This is a genomic window from Acinetobacter sp., from assembly GCF_036666595.1.
GTDB lineage: Bacteria > Pseudomonadota > Gammaproteobacteria > Pseudomonadales > Moraxellaceae > Acinetobacter.
The window spans coordinates 111,321-126,263 of the sequence record NZ_JAVWVO010000004.1 but is presented as its reverse complement, the minus strand read 5'-3'; the positions used below and the strand labels follow the sequence as shown (position 1 = coordinate 126,263).

General features: G+C 42.7%; 14 protein-coding genes. 6 read left to right on the top strand and 8 right to left on the bottom strand.

All coding sequences use genetic code 11. From position 1 onward, the window contains the following. The first annotated feature begins 145 nt into the window (after window positions 1-145). From sodC to RR876_RS07515, 3 genes are all read left to right on the top strand, one after another. Window positions 146-697 carry a superoxide dismutase [Cu-Zn] SodC gene (gene sodC, locus RR876_RS07525; protein ID WP_332476422.1) on the top strand — a complete coding sequence of 184 codons (552 nt, stop codon included), beginning with the start codon at window positions 146-148 and terminating at the stop codon, window positions 695-697. A 217-nt stretch (window positions 698-914) separates the two neighbouring features. Beyond that, entirely contained in the window at window positions 915-3,065 is a 2,151-nt protein-coding gene (yccS, locus tag RR876_RS07520) for a YccS family putative transporter (protein ID WP_332476421.1), read from the top strand. Between the two features lie 114 nt (window positions 3,066-3,179). Beyond that, window positions 3,180-3,479 (top strand): DUF3817 domain-containing protein, encoded by a 300-nt coding sequence (locus tag RR876_RS07515; protein WP_004977999.1) that lies wholly within the window; start codon window positions 3,180-3,182, stop codon window positions 3,477-3,479. 103 nt (window positions 3,480-3,582) lie between these two features. On the opposite strand, the gene RR876_RS07510 is transcribed toward RR876_RS07515, so the two are convergent. The 5 genes from RR876_RS07510 to RR876_RS07490 form a co-directional block, all read right to left on the bottom strand. Next, the gene (locus RR876_RS07510) at window positions 3,583-4,812 is read right to left on the bottom strand and encodes an MFS transporter (RefSeq protein ID WP_332476420.1); all 1,230 of its coding nucleotides are present in this window, start codon (window positions 4,810-4,812) and stop codon (window positions 3,583-3,585) included. A gap of 249 nt (window positions 4,813-5,061) precedes the next feature. Beyond that, entirely contained in the window at window positions 5,062-5,952 is an 891-nt protein-coding gene (locus tag RR876_RS07505; RefSeq protein ID WP_332476419.1) for a pirin family protein, read from the bottom strand. 23 nt (window positions 5,953-5,975) lie between these two features. Next, entirely contained in the window at window positions 5,976-6,743 is a 768-nt protein-coding gene (locus RR876_RS07500) for a nucleotidyltransferase domain-containing protein (protein ID WP_332476418.1), read from the bottom strand. A gap of 227 nt (window positions 6,744-6,970) precedes the next feature. Continuing rightward, the gene (locus RR876_RS07495) at window positions 6,971-7,342 is read right to left on the bottom strand and encodes a hypothetical protein (RefSeq protein ID WP_078389157.1); all 372 of its coding nucleotides are present in this window, start codon (window positions 7,340-7,342) and stop codon (window positions 6,971-6,973) included. Between the two features lie 140 nt (window positions 7,343-7,482). Further along, on the bottom strand, window positions 7,483-8,892 hold the full coding sequence (locus tag RR876_RS07490) for an FAD-binding oxidoreductase (protein ID WP_332476416.1): 1,410 nt from the start codon (window positions 8,890-8,892) through the stop codon (window positions 7,483-7,485). Between the two features lie 364 nt (window positions 8,893-9,256). Here RR876_RS07490 and serA point away from each other — a divergent pair, with 364 nt between their 5' ends. The 3 genes from serA to RR876_RS07475 all read left to right on the top strand — a co-directional run bounded on the left by serA (window position 9,257) and on the right by RR876_RS07475 (window position 12,554). Further along, window positions 9,257-10,489 (top strand): phosphoglycerate dehydrogenase, encoded by a 1,233-nt coding sequence (serA, locus tag RR876_RS07485; protein ID WP_094148681.1) that lies wholly within the window; start codon window positions 9,257-9,259, stop codon window positions 10,487-10,489. A 138-nt stretch (window positions 10,490-10,627) separates the two neighbouring features. Beyond that, the gene (locus RR876_RS07480; RefSeq protein WP_332476415.1) at window positions 10,628-11,503 is read left to right on the top strand and encodes an EamA family transporter; all 876 of its coding nucleotides are present in this window, start codon (window positions 10,628-10,630) and stop codon (window positions 11,501-11,503) included. Window positions 11,504-11,681: 178 nt separating this feature from the next. Continuing rightward, on the top strand, window positions 11,682-12,554 hold the full coding sequence (locus tag RR876_RS07475) for an EamA family transporter (RefSeq protein WP_332476484.1): 873 nt from the start codon (window positions 11,682-11,684) through the stop codon (window positions 12,552-12,554). Window positions 12,555-12,596: 42 nt separating this feature from the next. On the opposite strand, the gene RR876_RS07470 is transcribed toward RR876_RS07475, so the two are convergent. The 3 genes from RR876_RS07470 to truB all read right to left on the bottom strand — a co-directional run bounded on the left by RR876_RS07470 (window position 12,597) and on the right by truB (window position 14,921). Beyond that, window positions 12,597-13,055, bottom strand: a complete 459-nt coding sequence (locus tag RR876_RS07470; protein WP_178895948.1) for a hemerythrin domain-containing protein — start codon at window positions 13,053-13,055, stop codon at window positions 12,597-12,599. Between the two features lie 158 nt (window positions 13,056-13,213). Further along, window positions 13,214-13,981 (bottom strand): TSUP family transporter, encoded by a 768-nt coding sequence (locus tag RR876_RS07465; RefSeq protein WP_236769228.1) that lies wholly within the window; start codon window positions 13,979-13,981, stop codon window positions 13,214-13,216. Between the two features lie 34 nt (window positions 13,982-14,015). Continuing rightward, entirely contained in the window at window positions 14,016-14,921 is a 906-nt protein-coding gene (gene truB / locus RR876_RS07460; RefSeq protein WP_332476414.1) for a tRNA pseudouridine(55) synthase TruB, read from the bottom strand. Window positions 14,922-14,943 lie beyond the last annotated feature (22 nt).

Sequence of the window (14,943 nt, the reverse complement as noted above, 5' to 3'; positions counted from 1 at the left end):
GTTCAGTGAAATGACTTGAACGCATACTTTCCTCGAAAGCATGCGTTTTTTTATATCAGATACAAAAACACTCTACGGACAACATTGAACCGAAGCCCTGCCTTTGTTTGAATGGTTCTGAATTTTAAGGAAAAAAGGATCCAACATGTTGTCTTCTGCTTTCAAACTAAGCGCACTTGTGACTTTAATCGGTTTAGGGACTGTGGCATGTACCACGACACCTACTGAAACCAATACGATGGTTAAAGATGTCGATGTACACACCGTTTCAACTGCAGGTGTGGGACAAAAAATTGGCACCATTCGTTTTATTGATAGCCCTGTTGGCTTAGCGATTCAAACCAATTTAACTCAACTTCCACCCGGCCCACACGGTTTTCATATCCATGAAAAAGGTTCGTGTGATGTAGCTGAAAAAGAAGGAAAACCTGTGGCTGCTTTAGCCGCTGGGGGACACTTTAACCCAGAAAAAGCACCAAACCACGGCACACCACTCAATGGCCATATGGGGGATTTACCGATCTTGAATGTCAACTCAGCAGGCAATGCAAAAGTCAATTTACTCGCTCCTCGCTTAAGTTTAGCTGACGTTGAGGGCTTAGCGGTGATGGTACATGCAGGTGGTGATAATTATTCAGACACCCCTAAACCACTTGGCGGTGGTGGTGACCGTATCGCATGTGGTGTGATTAAATAAGTTTATTGTCCCTTGCACTGTGAATAAAGCAGTGTTTCCCCTTCTCACCTGTGGATAAGTTTCGACTTATACACACAATGCAGCGGAGCCATGTTCCGCTGCATTTTTATTGTCATAGGTGAATTTTTCATGCAATGGACCACAGCATTAAATTGACAGTGCCCTGAAAAAAGTTCAGGCTAAAACCAAAATAAAACTAGGCCTAGACTATTACATCGTGAACAATCTTCGTCAGTGGTTTCAGTCCTTTCAGTCCAATGCAATTTTTATGTATTGCTTGCAAATCTTGATTGTGCTGAGTGGCACAACCTTAGGTTTATATTTTTTAGGACTACAACAGCTTATTGTTCCGACCACATTAGGTGCAATTGCAACAGCCCTGACCGACTTCGACGATCGGCTCAGTATTCGTCTCAGAAACCTTGCCTATGTCTGTGTCTTGTTCTTTAGTGTCAGCAGCATTTTAGATTTTTTACATCCTTATAAATTCCTCTTCATCTTATATTTATCACTGTCTAGTGCTTGTTTTATTTTACTGGGGGCACTGGGGCAACGCTATGCAGCAATGAGCTTTGGTACCATTTTACTTTCCCTATACAGTATGTTTGGCCTAGGTGAATATTCGGTGTGGTACTTTCAACCTAGTTGTTTTGTCTTGGGAGCATTATGGTATGGCTGTACCGCCATTGTGTTTTATATCCTTAAACCCACCTTGGCCGTTCAAGACAACTTAGCCCGCTGTTTTAATCAAGTCGCCGATTTGCTCAACGCAAAAGCACGTCTATTCGACCCAGACAATCGAGACAATGTAGAAGCGCTGCTCTACGATTTATCCTTACAAAATAGTACTGTGGTGCAAAGTTTTAACCACACCAAAAGCTCACTACTGACGCGACTAAAAGCATCTCGCGCCAACCAAAATACCATTTATTGGCTCAATCTCTACTTTCTCGTTCAAGACATTCATGAACAAGCCAGCTCTAATTATTTACACTATGAGCAGTTACATCAAAACTTTAGCCGTACTGACCTCATTTTTCGTATTCAAAAAAATATTCGGCTGCAAGCCCTTGCCTGTCAGGCTTTGGCACGGTGTATCTTAGCCAATCAAACCTATGTATCAGATCCAACGACTACTCAGGCGTTGCTGAATTTACACAGTTCCATGCAGGACTGGATTCGAGATCATCCACACAATATTGAAGTCAAAAATCTACAACTGATTTTAAATAATTTGGACAGTGTGCATGAACGTTTTCAGCACCTCAACGAACTACAATCGCGCCAAGAACAGCGTTATCAACAGCATATTGATAACCTCAACTTATATGATGATGATATCCATGATTGGCATGATCTGTGGCTCAAACTCAGTCAACATCTCACCCCCCAATCCGCACTGTTTCGACATGCGGTACGCATCGCCTTTGTCTTTACTGTAGGTTATGGCATCTCACTTCTACCCTTTGCGCAACATGGCTATTGGATTTTGCTCACCAGTTTATTTGTTTGCCAAATGCGTTATTTCGCCACCAAAAGCCGCTTAAAAATGCGAACCTTGGGCACTATTTTGGGCGTTGTTTTAGGGATTCCGCTGCTGTATTTCGTCCCAAGTATTGAAGGACAACTGTTACTGACCATTATTTTTGGCGTGTGCTTTTTCTATCTCAGTTCCAAGAAATATGCCATGGCGACCCTGATGGCAACACTCATGGTACTGCTGATTTTTAATTTAAAAGGTGCAGGTTATGCCATTATTTTACCGCGAATTATAGATACGCTCATTGGCTGTGCCATTGCTTGGTTCGCAGTGAGTTTTATTTGGCCCGATTGGGACTTCCGCAATATTTCCAACACCATTAAAAAAGCATCTGATGCAACCCTCAACTATTTCAATGCCATCTGTGAGCAATATCAACACGGCAAAAATAATAGTCTGGCTTACCGCAGTGCGCGACGTACTGCGCATAATGCCCAAACCGAACTGGCGAACATGATCTCCAGTCTCAGTACCGAGCCCAATCCAAACCCAGAACTGGTGCATCATGCTTTTCGCTACTTGGTATATAGCCACAGTCAACTCAGTTATATTTCTGCTTTGGGAAGTCACCGAGAATTGGTGCAGGATACGCAAGTACTGGAACTCATGCTCTGGTGTCAAAATACGCTGAATCATGTACTGCTCCATCAGCAGGCATTACCTGAACTCGACATCCAGCAGAAACTGGCCGAGATTAAACGCTTAAATGCGCAAGAAACAATGAATCAGAATTTACACTTGGTCCTCAAACAAATCAGTCTACTACTGGAAACTCTGCCCGAATTGCTGAAGTTAAAAACTGAACTGCTCGCCCGAGACATTAAATAAAACAGACTACACATCGACGATCTTTAAAAGCTTCATGATGTACGGGTGTATTGTGGTTCATTTTTATCTGGTTCTTGCGTACACTCGAGCTTCATTCTCATAGATTTTTTGACCATGAACATTCAGACATTACGTGTTGTAGGATTTTTAGAAGGGATTTCTTTTTTACTGTTGTTATTCGTTGCGATGCCAATGAAATACATCTTTGATAACCCCATCCTAGTCAAATACGTGGGTATGGGGCATGGTGTATTATTTATCTTATTTCTCATTGTGCTGTTTGTGGTCTGTGAAAAGCAAAAATGGTCTTTGAAGATGTTTATTTTAGGTTTGATTGCTTCAATCTTGCCTTTTGGGCCTTTTGTGTTTGATGCCAAAATTAAAAAACTAGAACCTGAGCAAGCTGAAGCCTGAGTTAAAAAACTGGCTTTAAAAGGATTTTTTAGAGCAGTAATAAAAAGCGCCCATTCAAATGAATGCGCGCTTTTTTATGATGTGAACTTAGCTGAATTCAATCTTAGTAAACACCACTCTCAAGACGTTTTTGCATCACTTTTTTCACGGTCGCACGTGGAAAGCTAAACCAAAGAGCAATCAATATTAGGCAGACCAAACTGTAGGCCCAAAGACCAAATGCCACATAAGCCATACGCACCAGTTCAATCACGAAGAAGAACGTAAACATCATCAATACCGAAACGGCTGCAGCAACCGTCCCTTTGGACACTTCCGATGACATCAACGCAAAGCGATATAACACAGAAAAACTGATACCTTCGCCGAAGCTCACCAAAGTCATCCCCACAATCAGTAACGGCAAGAAATAGCTTTGGAAAATGGTGCCGAGCACCACCAACAGCGTACCGATGAACATTAAAGGCAAACCGAGTAACACAGTTTTACCCAGTGCCATTTTGTCGATGACTTTAATCAATACAATGTTGCCCAGAATGAGACCGCCCAAGACGGGGAACTGTGCCAAGCCGTATTGCATACTGCTCAAGCCAAGTTCTTCCACCAGGATCACAGGCGACAGCGCAATCCACAGCATCAAAGGCATCGCGACCATAGGCAAACCAAAGGTGAGCGCCAAAAAGGTCTTATTTTTATAGACCGTTTTATAGTCATCCCAAATATAGCGCAGCGGCTTTTTGGGATGGTGCTGCTGTGTCGCAGGCATTTTGGCTTTTAAACCAAACCAACTTAAAAAAGCCAAAAAGGCGATGCCAATAAAGCCCCAATGCCATGACACATGGTCAATCATGAACGCGCCCACTACGGGGCCAAGCAGCGGTGCCAGCAAAGAAATATTGGCCATGAGTGCCATGACTTTAATGGCATCACGCTCTTCAAAACTTTCCTGTACTGCGGCATAACCCACCGCAGAAATCATCGATAGCCCCACGCCTTGTAAAAAGCGGAGCGCCAAAAAAGACTCAATATTTTGAGTGAGTAAAATCGCGAGGCAGGTCAGCACGAAAAATGCCACACCTGCGAGCAACACTTTTTTACGGCCTAAACGGTCTGAGAGTGGTCCAAGCAGCCACGCGACACAAGCACCGCCCAGTAAATAAAAGGACATAGACGATGGTGCCCACGCACTACTTACCCCAAAGTCTTGGGTAATCGCGAGCATGGCAGGCTGGACTAAATCGTTACCGATATAGACCGAAAATTCGAATAAAACCAATGCCAAAGGAAACATCAATGTGGCACGGCTTAACTTTAAAGTTTGTACGTTTTGCATTGTTATCTACATATAAAATGCGTACAAGCCTGAGCGAAGTCCGTTGGAGGGAGAGACGACTAAGCCCAATGGCAAGCACTGTAAAATTAAATAAAAAATGTAATGGGTGCGAGAAATGCACACTGGTTTTACGCTGTATTCACAAAGCGTTTTTAGAAAAGGTGTTATTAAAATAGACCGAGCGGTGACACCGACAAAGCTCAGTTAAGCTATTTTAGCAGTGTTGCATCTGTTTGTATTGTTACTTTTTTAAGTTTCATCTGTCGCATTTGGTTTTGTATTAGGCGCAATAAAATACCCTTGTTTTAAGTCCTCATACGCCTGTAAAACTTCGGTGAAGGTGTTCATGACAAAATAACCTCGTCCATAAATCGGTTCATTTAAAGGCTTCCCACTGAGTAATAAAAAAGCGCTGTCTTGTACCGCTTGTATTTCAAGGTGCTCGCCATGATTGGACATGACTGCCATCTGCTGTGCTTCAACAATTTCGCCACTATTGAGTTGAATACGACCCCTACGGATATACAGCAGTGTCGTTTCGCCTTCCAATGCAGGTAAAACTGTTTTCGTACCCGCTATAAGCTGAACATCCAACATGGTCATAGAGCTATGCGTTTGAGCAGGCCCTGTCTGGTTTTCATACGTCCCTGCAATCACCCTGACCGTTCCTTGAGCTTGCGCCAACTCAAGCTTTGGAATGGCTGCATGACTTAAGTGTTGGTAACGTGCAGGATTCATTTTATCTTTGGCAAGCAAATTGACCCACAGTTGGATCATTTCAAATGCCCCACCTGTTTTGGAAAATGCCTCACTAAATACTTCTTCGTGCAGTACCCCAGTTCCTGCCGTCATCCACTGTACATCCCCTGCACCAATCACACCGCCGCCGCCTGTAGAGTCCTGATGGGCGAGCTCACCTTGATAAACGATAGTTACCGTTTCAAAGCCACGATGCGGATGTTCACTCACGCCCTTTTTTAAGCGAGTTGGCTGTAAATAACTCGGGCCTATATGATCCAGCAATAGAAAAGGTGAAACCGAGTTCCCTAGTTCATAGTGTGAAAACACAGAGACGACTGGGGCAAAGTCGCCTACAGCGGTACGAGTACTTTCTGAGTGGATAAAGGCAAGGGTTTTCATGATTTAATGATCCACCAACCAAACTAAGCACCATAGAAGTGTTGTTTTAAACTGAAACTATACTCTGTAAGATATTGTTGTAACTTTTCTAAATCATTGGTCGACTGAATCGGCTGTGTATTGAGCACTTCAATTTTACATTCTAATAACTTTAAAATTTTAGTTTGCTCAACCTCTGGTAACTGTGCTTTTTCTTTTTGTTGTTTCTTAATTTCTAAATAGTCTTCAGCCCAATGCCGTAAGGGGTCATCTACACTAATTTGATCAAACAACTCTGTAATCTGTAACTCGGGCATGATTTGTTGAGTTGCTAATTCAGCTGACATTAAACCTCGAATTGAGTAAAACACTTTCTTATAAGTAAAATTATCTGCTGTCTGCATCACTTGCATCCCACCTTTTGCAAAGGATAAATAGTGATAATACAATGCTTTATAATCTACTCGATTCAATAATCCATCTCTAAAATTTTCCCATTCTGGAAATGCATTAAAATAAACAATATGAGCGCGTACCCATTCCAAAACTGTTGGGTTACTTTTGGCAATTAAACCAAACATTTTGTTCAAATCAAATGAGACAAAATCGAAATCGCCATCCATGATTTCGATAAGATCACGATGTTGGCGATAATCATAATATTGCGCCTTAGACGGCAGATGAACACCTCTTACATCATAATCACTATCGGGACTTTCCATCCCCCATAGACGGCTACCGCTTTCAATATAAAATAATGGATGTTCATCTCTGTTTTCGAATAAGTTTTTAATTTCTTGTTGGATGTTCATTTTGTTCACATTTTTTTTTGGGGGGGCAATCTAAAGCTTTTATATCATTAATTTCAGTAAAATCAGGTTTTTTCTCAGAAACTATCTTGTCTTTTTTTCATCCACAGCTCAACAAAAAATAGAAAAGGTTTTTGCTTATACCGCCTCAAAAAACAAAAAAGCGCATCAACGGATACGCTTTTTATGAGGCAGACTCGCCTACATTTCAACCATAAATCAAAGATTTATTATGCACACTTCGCTGTTTGGAAGTTCTTGGTATTTTTACCACGCGCACATTGGTAAGAGGTTTTCGTCGCAGTTTTTTCCCAATCACCATCGACCAACTTAAAGTTATACACAGTACGCACCGACTTCACCGAGTCATCTAGCAAACCTGTTTCAGTCACTTTGACTTCTGCCGCAGTCGGGGACTCCACCGTATTAAAGTACTGACGGATTTCAACCGTAGCCAACTCATTACGCAAATCTGGACGCTCTTTAAGTACCTGAGCCAACGGCGTATCTGACGAACCGACTTTATTCACTAACTCTTTGGTCGTCGCACAACCTGACAATAGTCCCACACATACAGCTGAAGCTAAAATAAGACGCAACATAAATCCCACCCAAAATTCATTATTTATCAGTCCATCATGCCTTTTTTAGGCCTATTACACTATTTAGTAAATGTAATTCAGTTCCTTCAGCCATAAAAAAGCGCATCACGATGGATGCGCTTTAAAAACTCAATTCGAGCTTAAAGATCGAATAATTTACCTGGGTTCATAATGCCATTTGGATCGAAAACTTGCTTCAATGCCTTCATATATTCAATCTCTTCCGCCGAACGGGTGTAGTCAAGGTATGGCTTTTTGGTCATACCGACACCGTGCTCCGCAGAAATTGAACCGTCATATTTTTTCACAGTTTCGAAGACATATTTATTCACCACCTGACATTTGGCAAAGAATTCGTCTTTGCTTAAGTCAGCCGGTTTTAAAATATTTAAGTGTAAATTACCGTCACCGATATGACCGAACCAACAAATTTCAAAGTCTGGATAGTTACCTGCCACAATCGCATCAATTTCTTTAATGAATGCAGGAACGTGGGTAATCAAAACTGAAATGTCGTTTTTGTACGGTGTAAATGGAGCAATCGACTCAGAAATGTCTTCACGTAAACGCCATAAACTTTCCACTTGATCGAGGCTTTGGCTCAACACGCCATCCAGTACCCAGCCTTGTTCCATACAGTGCTCAAAAATTTCCATCGCCTTGTCCATAATTGGCTCAAATGGCGCTTCAAATTCTAACAATACATAGAATGGACATTCGGTTTCGAATGGACGTTGTACATGACCATGTGCCAACACTTTTTGCATTGCCAGCTCACCAAAGAACTCAAATGCAGTCAGATCAATTTTTGCTTGGAAAGCATGCAGTACAGGCATCACAGCATCAAAGTCAGGTACGCCCAACACCATTACTTGAAGGTCTTGCGGTTGGCGTTCCAGTTTGATTTCAGCTTCAGTCACTAAGCCCAGTGTCCCTTCACCACCAATGAATAAATGTTGCAGCGCATAACCAGTCGCGTTTTTGATCATGCCTTTGTTTAGACGCAGCACATCACCCTTACCCGTGACTACAGTTAAACCGAGTACCCAGTTACGCGTCATGCCGTATTTAATGACTTTAATACCGCCTGCATTGGTACCGATGTTTCCACCAATTTGACTCGAACCCGCAGAAGCAAAATCGACGGGGTAATACATGCCTTGCTCTTCAGCATAGTTTTGTAGCTGTTCAGTCACCACGCCTGCTTGGACGCGAACCATACGGTCTGCTGGGAAGAATTCCAAGATTTGGTTCATCTTGTCCATGCTTACCACAATTTCACCGTTGGCCGCGACTGCACCGGCAGATAAACCAGTACGACCACCTGATGGTGTAATCGCAACATTAAACTCATTTGCAAGTTTCACAACCGCTTGCACTTGTTCCGTGCTCGATGGAAAAACGATGACTGACGGGTTTGGATCAAAATGTTTGGTATGATCGCGTCCCCAATTTTCAAGGCTATCCGCATCGGTTTTAATGCGGGTTTCACCTACAATTGCTGTCAATTGGGTCAATAACTCTGGGGTTAAAGCGACTGGAGCATTCATCGTTTTCAGACCTTGCAAGAAGTAAACAAGTTGTTTGTGGCGCTAGGGTTCTCTGCATGAAAAGCGCTTCATTTCAGTCTTTCCATGCCCTAAGGCTCAGGCAGTTCGTGAGGATTTAAGCAGCAGTGTGCAACTGGCTTATTTTCACGGAGTCATATTATAAGGCATTTTTTCTGTTTCCCGCAGAAAAAGCTGTTTTATTCAGGATACCTTTGAAATGATTAGTTTAATTAGACCAAAAAGACTTTTTTACGCACTATAGAGGCTAAAAATACCCAGCAGAGTCCGCATAAAGGAAATGTATATCGGGCGCGGTACGTGCTATTATATCGCCACTAAATTTGGCCTTTGTAGCGGAGCCGTAATGAGCCAACATCTTTCACTTCCTAAAGATAAAATTCGTTTCTTGTTGTTAGAAGGCGTTCACCAAAACGCAATCGACACACTAAATGCTGCCGGATACACCAACATCGATTATCGTAAAACAGCGCTTGAAGGTGAAGCGTTGAAAGAAGCGATTAAAGATGCACATTTCATTGGTATTCGTTCCCGTACACAACTCACTGAAGAAGTGTTTGAAGCAGCGAATAAATTAATCGCTGTTGGTTGTTTCTGTATTGGTACCAACCAAGTGAACTTAAATGCTGCGATGGTTCGTGGTATTCCAGTATTTAACGCACCATACTCAAATACACGTTCAGTGGCTGAACTTGTACTTGCTGAAGCTATTCTTCTTCTTCGCCGTGTACCTGAAAAATCGACAGATACACATGCAGGCGGTTGGAACAAGTCAGCTGTTGGTTCGTTCGAAACTCGTGGCAAAACTTTAGGGATTGTCGGTTACGGTTCAATCGGTTCACAACTTTCTGTCCTTGCTGAAAGCTTAGGTATGAAAGTAATCTACTTCGACACAGTAACGAAATTACCTTTAGGTAATGCACGTCAAGTCGGTAGCTTAAACGAACTTTTAGCAACTGCTGACGTCGTTTCTTTGCATGTACCTGATGTTCCGTCTACACGTAACTTCATGACCAAAGAAAAATTTGCACAAATGAAAGAAGGTGCAATCTTCATCAATGCTGCACGTGGTACATGCGTAGTAATTGAAGACTTAGCAGATGCCTTGAAATCAGGTCATGTTGCTGGTGCTGCGGTTGACGTATTCCCGAAAGAACCAAAAGCCAATGGTGAAGAGTTCATTTCTCCACTACGTAACATTCCAAACGTGATCTTAACTCCTCACGTGGGCGGTTCGACCATGGAAGCGCAAGCGAACATTGGTTTAGAAGTGGCTGAGAAATTCGTTTCTTATTCAGATAAAGGCATGACTTTATCTGCGGTGAACTTCCCAGAAATCGCGTTACCGTTGACCGAAGGCAAACACCGTTTACTTCACATCCACAAAAACGTGCCAGGCGTGTTGTCAAAAATCAACAACCTGTTTGCTGAACACGGCATCAACATTTCTGGTCAGTCTTTAATGACCAAAGGTGATGTGGGTTACTTGGTGATGGATGTAGACGCAACAGCATCTCAAGAAGCTTTAGATACTCTACAAGACGTTGAAGGCACAATCCGCGTTCGCGTATTGTTCTAATTCGACTCTATTTAAAAACCACAGCTGCCAAGCTGTGGTTTTTTTATTTTTGAATACTTGTTAAAATTTTATGTGTAATCTGAGCACATTCTCCGCTACTTTTTGCAAGTATTCACTTCTCTATCTAGTATTCTAATAATGCCAAATCTAAAAAGCACTCCCCACCTCCAAGCAACCTTTTTATTGCTGATTGCGATGCTCAGCTTGCAAAGTAGTGGTTCACTGGCCAAAGTGCTGTTCGATCAATTTCCTATTTTAACCGTTTCCGCCATGCGCTTGCTGTTGGGATCAATCATTTTGGCTGTGCTCTTTAAAATTTGGCAGGTTGATTTTAAGCAAGTCAAATATAAAGCCATTCTCAGCTATGGTTTTGCTTTGGCAGGCATGAACCTATTGTTTTATTTATCCATTGCTCGCCTGCCGCTCGGCATTGCAGTGTCGTTTGAGTTTATTGGCCCGCTCAGTGTTGCTCTGTTTTATGCCAAACAGCGCTTTGACTTTGTTTGGGTCGGACTGGCTATTTTAGGCTTGGTTTTACTATTTCCATTCAACCAAGCAGCTCAACCTTTAGACCCTCTTGGGATTGCATTTGCACTAGGTGCAGGTGCATGTTGGGCCTTGTATATCGTGGCGGGGCAGCGTCCATCGGGTGTGTCGGGAAACCATACCGTGTGCTTAGGCATGTTTGTCGGCATGCTGATATTAATGCCGCTCGCTCTGTTCAGTGGTTTACCCACAAATGTGTTTGAACCCTCAAACCTGATCTATTTCGTGGCTTTGGCAGTTTTGGCCAGCGCTTTGCCTTTTAGCTTGGAAATGATTGCGCTACGTAATTTAACCGCTTTAAGTTTTGGGACGCTCATGAGTCTTGAACCTGCTATCGCAGCACTGTCTGGTTTTGTCTTTCTAGGCGAGCAACTATTGTGGTCACAATGGCTTGCGCTCAGCGTGATTATCATGGCGTCTATTGGTTGTACTTATACAGCCCAGAAAAACCGAAAAGATGCAGTTTAAACCATGTGATTCAGCGTTTGAATTTGGCTTTTAAATCCAAAGGCTATATCTATTACTTTTAAATTCATGTCGTTACATTTCAAAAAATCAGCTTATTCAGCATCCAACTTGGGTGCTGAATCGTTATACTAATCCACCGTCTTAAAATAACAGGTCGCTATGACCTAATGTATGCATGATGCCTAATTCTCAACTGATGGCAGTGATGTTCATGGTCTTGTCCATGCTGTCCTATCAAATCAGTGCTTCTTTTGCCAAGCAGTTGATTGCAGTGCTGGATCCCCTCACCGTGGTGACCCTTAGACTGTGCTTTGCCGCAATTTTAATTGTGCTGATGTTCCGCTCATGGAGCATCATTAAACGCCTACCACATTTAAAGTGGAAAGATTTACTCAGCTACACGGCAGCCTTATGCCTCATGAATATTTTATTCTACGCTTCGCTGGGTAAACTGCCGCAAGGTATTGCCGTAGGTTTAGAGTTTTTAGGCCCTTTAACTTTAGCGCTACTCTCGATCAAACAACGTCGTGATTATATTTGGGTCGGATTAGCGATTTTAGGCATTGCACTGATGGTGCCGTGGCATCAAGCCAATGCAACCAACTTCTCCTTCTTAGGAGCCGCATTTGCAGTTTCAGCGGGTGCTTGCTGGGCACTGTATATCTATTTTGGGCAAAAAGTCGTCCGTCAAAATATCGGCATGCATGCTCTCAGTATTGCTATTGTGATCTCAGCCTTGGTACTTCTGCCGATTAGTGCCACGCATAACCCAACAGCGCTAATGCAAACGGAATACTGGCCCAAAGCCTTATTGATTGCACTACTCGCCACAACCATTCCCTATGCCCTAGATCTGATGGCTTTAAAACGTTTGAGTAAACTCAGCTATGGGACGCTTTCAAGTTTGTCGCCGGCTTTAGCAGCGTTGGCAGGTTGGTTACTACTGAAAGAACAAATTAGCATGTGGCAAACGTTGGCGCTGGTTTGCATTATGATTGCCTCCGTTGGTGTTACCTTTAGAGCCAAACCGCAAAGTTATGACGCGCTTTAAATCACAAAAGATGGTACTCGCCATCTTTTGTTTAAAATGGACTTAAACCAAACTGTCTTTGTCAATTTTTTTGTACTTTTTGTATTCCTGCTGATACTGTTTGGCGAGCGCAGTCTTTTGAGCATCGAGTAAAATTTTTCCTGCTTGCTGAAAGAAACCATGCTCTTCTTCTTGTAAGTGATGATGTACGGTTTCCGATAATTTTTTTGCAATTGCCAACCAGCCCGGATTTGAGAATTCCGTCTCGGTCAACTGTTCCAATAACTCATCCATTTTATGGTGCTCGGCCAAAGCATGGCGGGTAATGTTGAGGCCCGAATCGGTCATCATTAACGGGATATAAAAATAACGGTCTTCTGCCACAGCATGCGCAAATAATTCATTTTTAAGGCGTTCAAATAGCTCACGGCGCTCAGGCGTATCCCCTGAAGTTTGGAGTAGTCGTTCAGCCAAATTTCGTTGTATAACGTGACTTTCTCTTAAGGCTTCAAATATATTCATTCTATGCTCCAGTTCCGTTCAACTTAAACCATCATTTTTTATTGAAAAGCTTCTTGGCACAGCGTTGAGTGCACTGTATTGATCATAAATGCAATAAACGAGAAATGAGGTCACAGACTGCGCGTTTTTTGTAATGAAGTTTTAAAGGTATCGCACCATTACATCAAAAACATTTGATAGCTCAATCTTACAATCAGAATCGTCACCAAAATAAGAAATAAAATACGAATAAAGCCACTGCCATATTTCAGCGCCATTTTTACCCCACAAATAGACCCGATCATATTTGCGACGGCCATCGTGCCTCCCACAGCAAAAAGCACATGCCCCGAGGGAATAAAAAAGCTTAGCGCTGCAAGATTGGTCATCACATTGCCAATTTTAGCCAATGCCGCCGCATGCAAAAAATCGACGCGTAAATAGCGAATAAAATAGAAAATAAAGAAACTGCCCGTACCTGGACCAAACAAACCATCATAAAAACCAATGGCTAAACTCCCGATTCCCGCCAACAGCAAAATTTTAGGCGTCACACGCTGTGCCATATGCACTTGCCCAAATTGCTTCTTCATGAAGGTATATACCGCCATCACAATCAACATGACCAAGACAAAGGGTTGGAGGACTTCTTTTGGAATCATAGCGACACTGGCCGCGCCCCCAAATGAACTGATAGTGGCACACACTGCGACTACAGCCAAAAGTTTCCATTCAAAGCGAACTTTGCGGGCAAAGGAAACAGCCGAAGTGGCTGTACCCACCACTGCCGCTAATTTGTTGGTGCCAAATAAAGTGGCAGGCGCCATCGACGGAAATGCATTCATCAAAGCGGGAATTTGGATCAGCCCACCACCGCCAACGGCAGCGTCAATTGCGCCTGCACAAAAGGCAAAAAAGATCAGACTGATAATAATGTCGATGTCCACGCCTTATCCTTTTTTACCGAGTGATATATTTCGATTATAGATTTAAAACTCGCTTTGGAACCAATCTTTTCTTCTCGGTAATTTCAGCCAAGCCTAAGCATTTTTCCCCATCGAAAACCAAGACCTGTACTTCCGCTGTATGCTCAATATTACTTTCCATACCGCGACTAAAGTATTCACTGCGCCCTTCTGGAACTTGTACTTTAGGAAAATGATCTACAGGTGCATATACAGGTAACAACAGTGCTTCGCGCTCTTGTTCAGACAAACTTTCCAAATACTCAATGGTATAAATTGGAATCAAATCAAAATGACCCGTTTTAATGCGGTGTAAATAAGTTAAATGGCCATAAGTACCCAATGCCTTCGCAATATCTTCGCCTAAAACACGAATATATGTGCCTTTTGAACAGGTAATATCAAGGGTGATACTGTCTGCTGTGAATGAAAGCAGCTCAAGCGCAGAGATGGTAATCGGGCGTGCTTCACGCTCAATCTCAATCCCTTTACGGGCTAGCTCATATAAAGGACGACCATCTTTCTTCAAAGCGGAATACATCGGCGGCACTTGCTGAATATCACCCATAAACTGAGCCAAAACGGGCTGAATCAGCTCTTCGGTTAACTCAGGTACAATCTGCTCTAACAACTGCTCGCCTTCCACATCACCTGTGGTGGTACTGTGCCCCAGCTGAATGGTGGTTTGATAGCGCTTCACCGAGTCCAACAAAAAGTGCGAAAACTTGGTCGCTTCGCCCAAACAAATCGGCAGCAGTCCCGATGCCAATGGATCAAGCGCTCCTGTATGCCCCGCCTTTTGTGCACGGTATAACCAGCGCACTTTTTGCAATGCCGCATTTGAACTGATCCCCAATGGCTTATTCAATAAAAATACACCATTCACTGCACGGCGCTGGATTTTTGAAGCAGATGATTTCATAACATAGACACGTCTTAAAGCT

What these genes read in the sequence shown, in the direction of transcription:
- serA (WP_094148681.1), top strand. Translation starts at nt 9,257, where the DNA reads ATGAGCCAACATCTTTCACTTCCTAAAGATAAAATTCGTTTCTTGTTG.
- RR876_RS07480 (WP_332476415.1), top strand. Translation starts at nt 10,628, where the DNA reads ATGCCAAATCTAAAAAGCACTCCCCACCTCCAAGCAACCTTTTTATTG.
- RR876_RS07515 (WP_004977999.1), top strand. Translation starts at nt 3,180, where the DNA reads ATGAACATTCAGACATTACGTGTTGTAGGATTTTTAGAAGGGATTTCT.
- sodC (WP_332476422.1), top strand. Translation starts at nt 146, where the DNA reads ATGTTGTCTTCTGCTTTCAAACTAAGCGCACTTGTGACTTTAATCGGT.
- RR876_RS07510 (WP_332476420.1), bottom strand. Translation starts at nt 4,812, where the DNA reads ATGCAAAACGTACAAACTTTAAAGTTAAGCCGTGCCACATTGATGTTT.
- RR876_RS07495 (WP_078389157.1), bottom strand. Translation starts at nt 7,342, where the DNA reads ATGTTGCGTCTTATTTTAGCTTCAGCTGTATGTGTGGGACTATTGTCA.
- RR876_RS07475 (WP_332476484.1), top strand. Translation starts at nt 11,682, where the DNA reads ATGCCTAATTCTCAACTGATGGCAGTGATGTTCATGGTCTTGTCCATG.
- RR876_RS07505 (WP_332476419.1), bottom strand. Translation starts at nt 5,952, where the DNA reads ATGAAAACCCTTGCCTTTATCCACTCAGAAAGTACTCGTACCGCTGTA.
- truB (WP_332476414.1), bottom strand. Translation starts at nt 14,921, where the DNA reads ATGAAATCATCTGCTTCAAAAATCCAGCGCCGTGCAGTGAATGGTGTA.
- RR876_RS07470 (WP_178895948.1), bottom strand. Translation starts at nt 13,055, where the DNA reads ATGAATATATTTGAAGCCTTAAGAGAAAGTCACGTTATACAACGAAAT.
- RR876_RS07490 (WP_332476416.1), bottom strand. Translation starts at nt 8,892, where the DNA reads ATGAATGCTCCAGTCGCTTTAACCCCAGAGTTATTGACCCAATTGACA.
- RR876_RS07500 (WP_332476418.1), bottom strand. Translation starts at nt 6,743, where the DNA reads ATGAACATCCAACAAGAAATTAAAAACTTATTCGAAAACAGAGATGAA.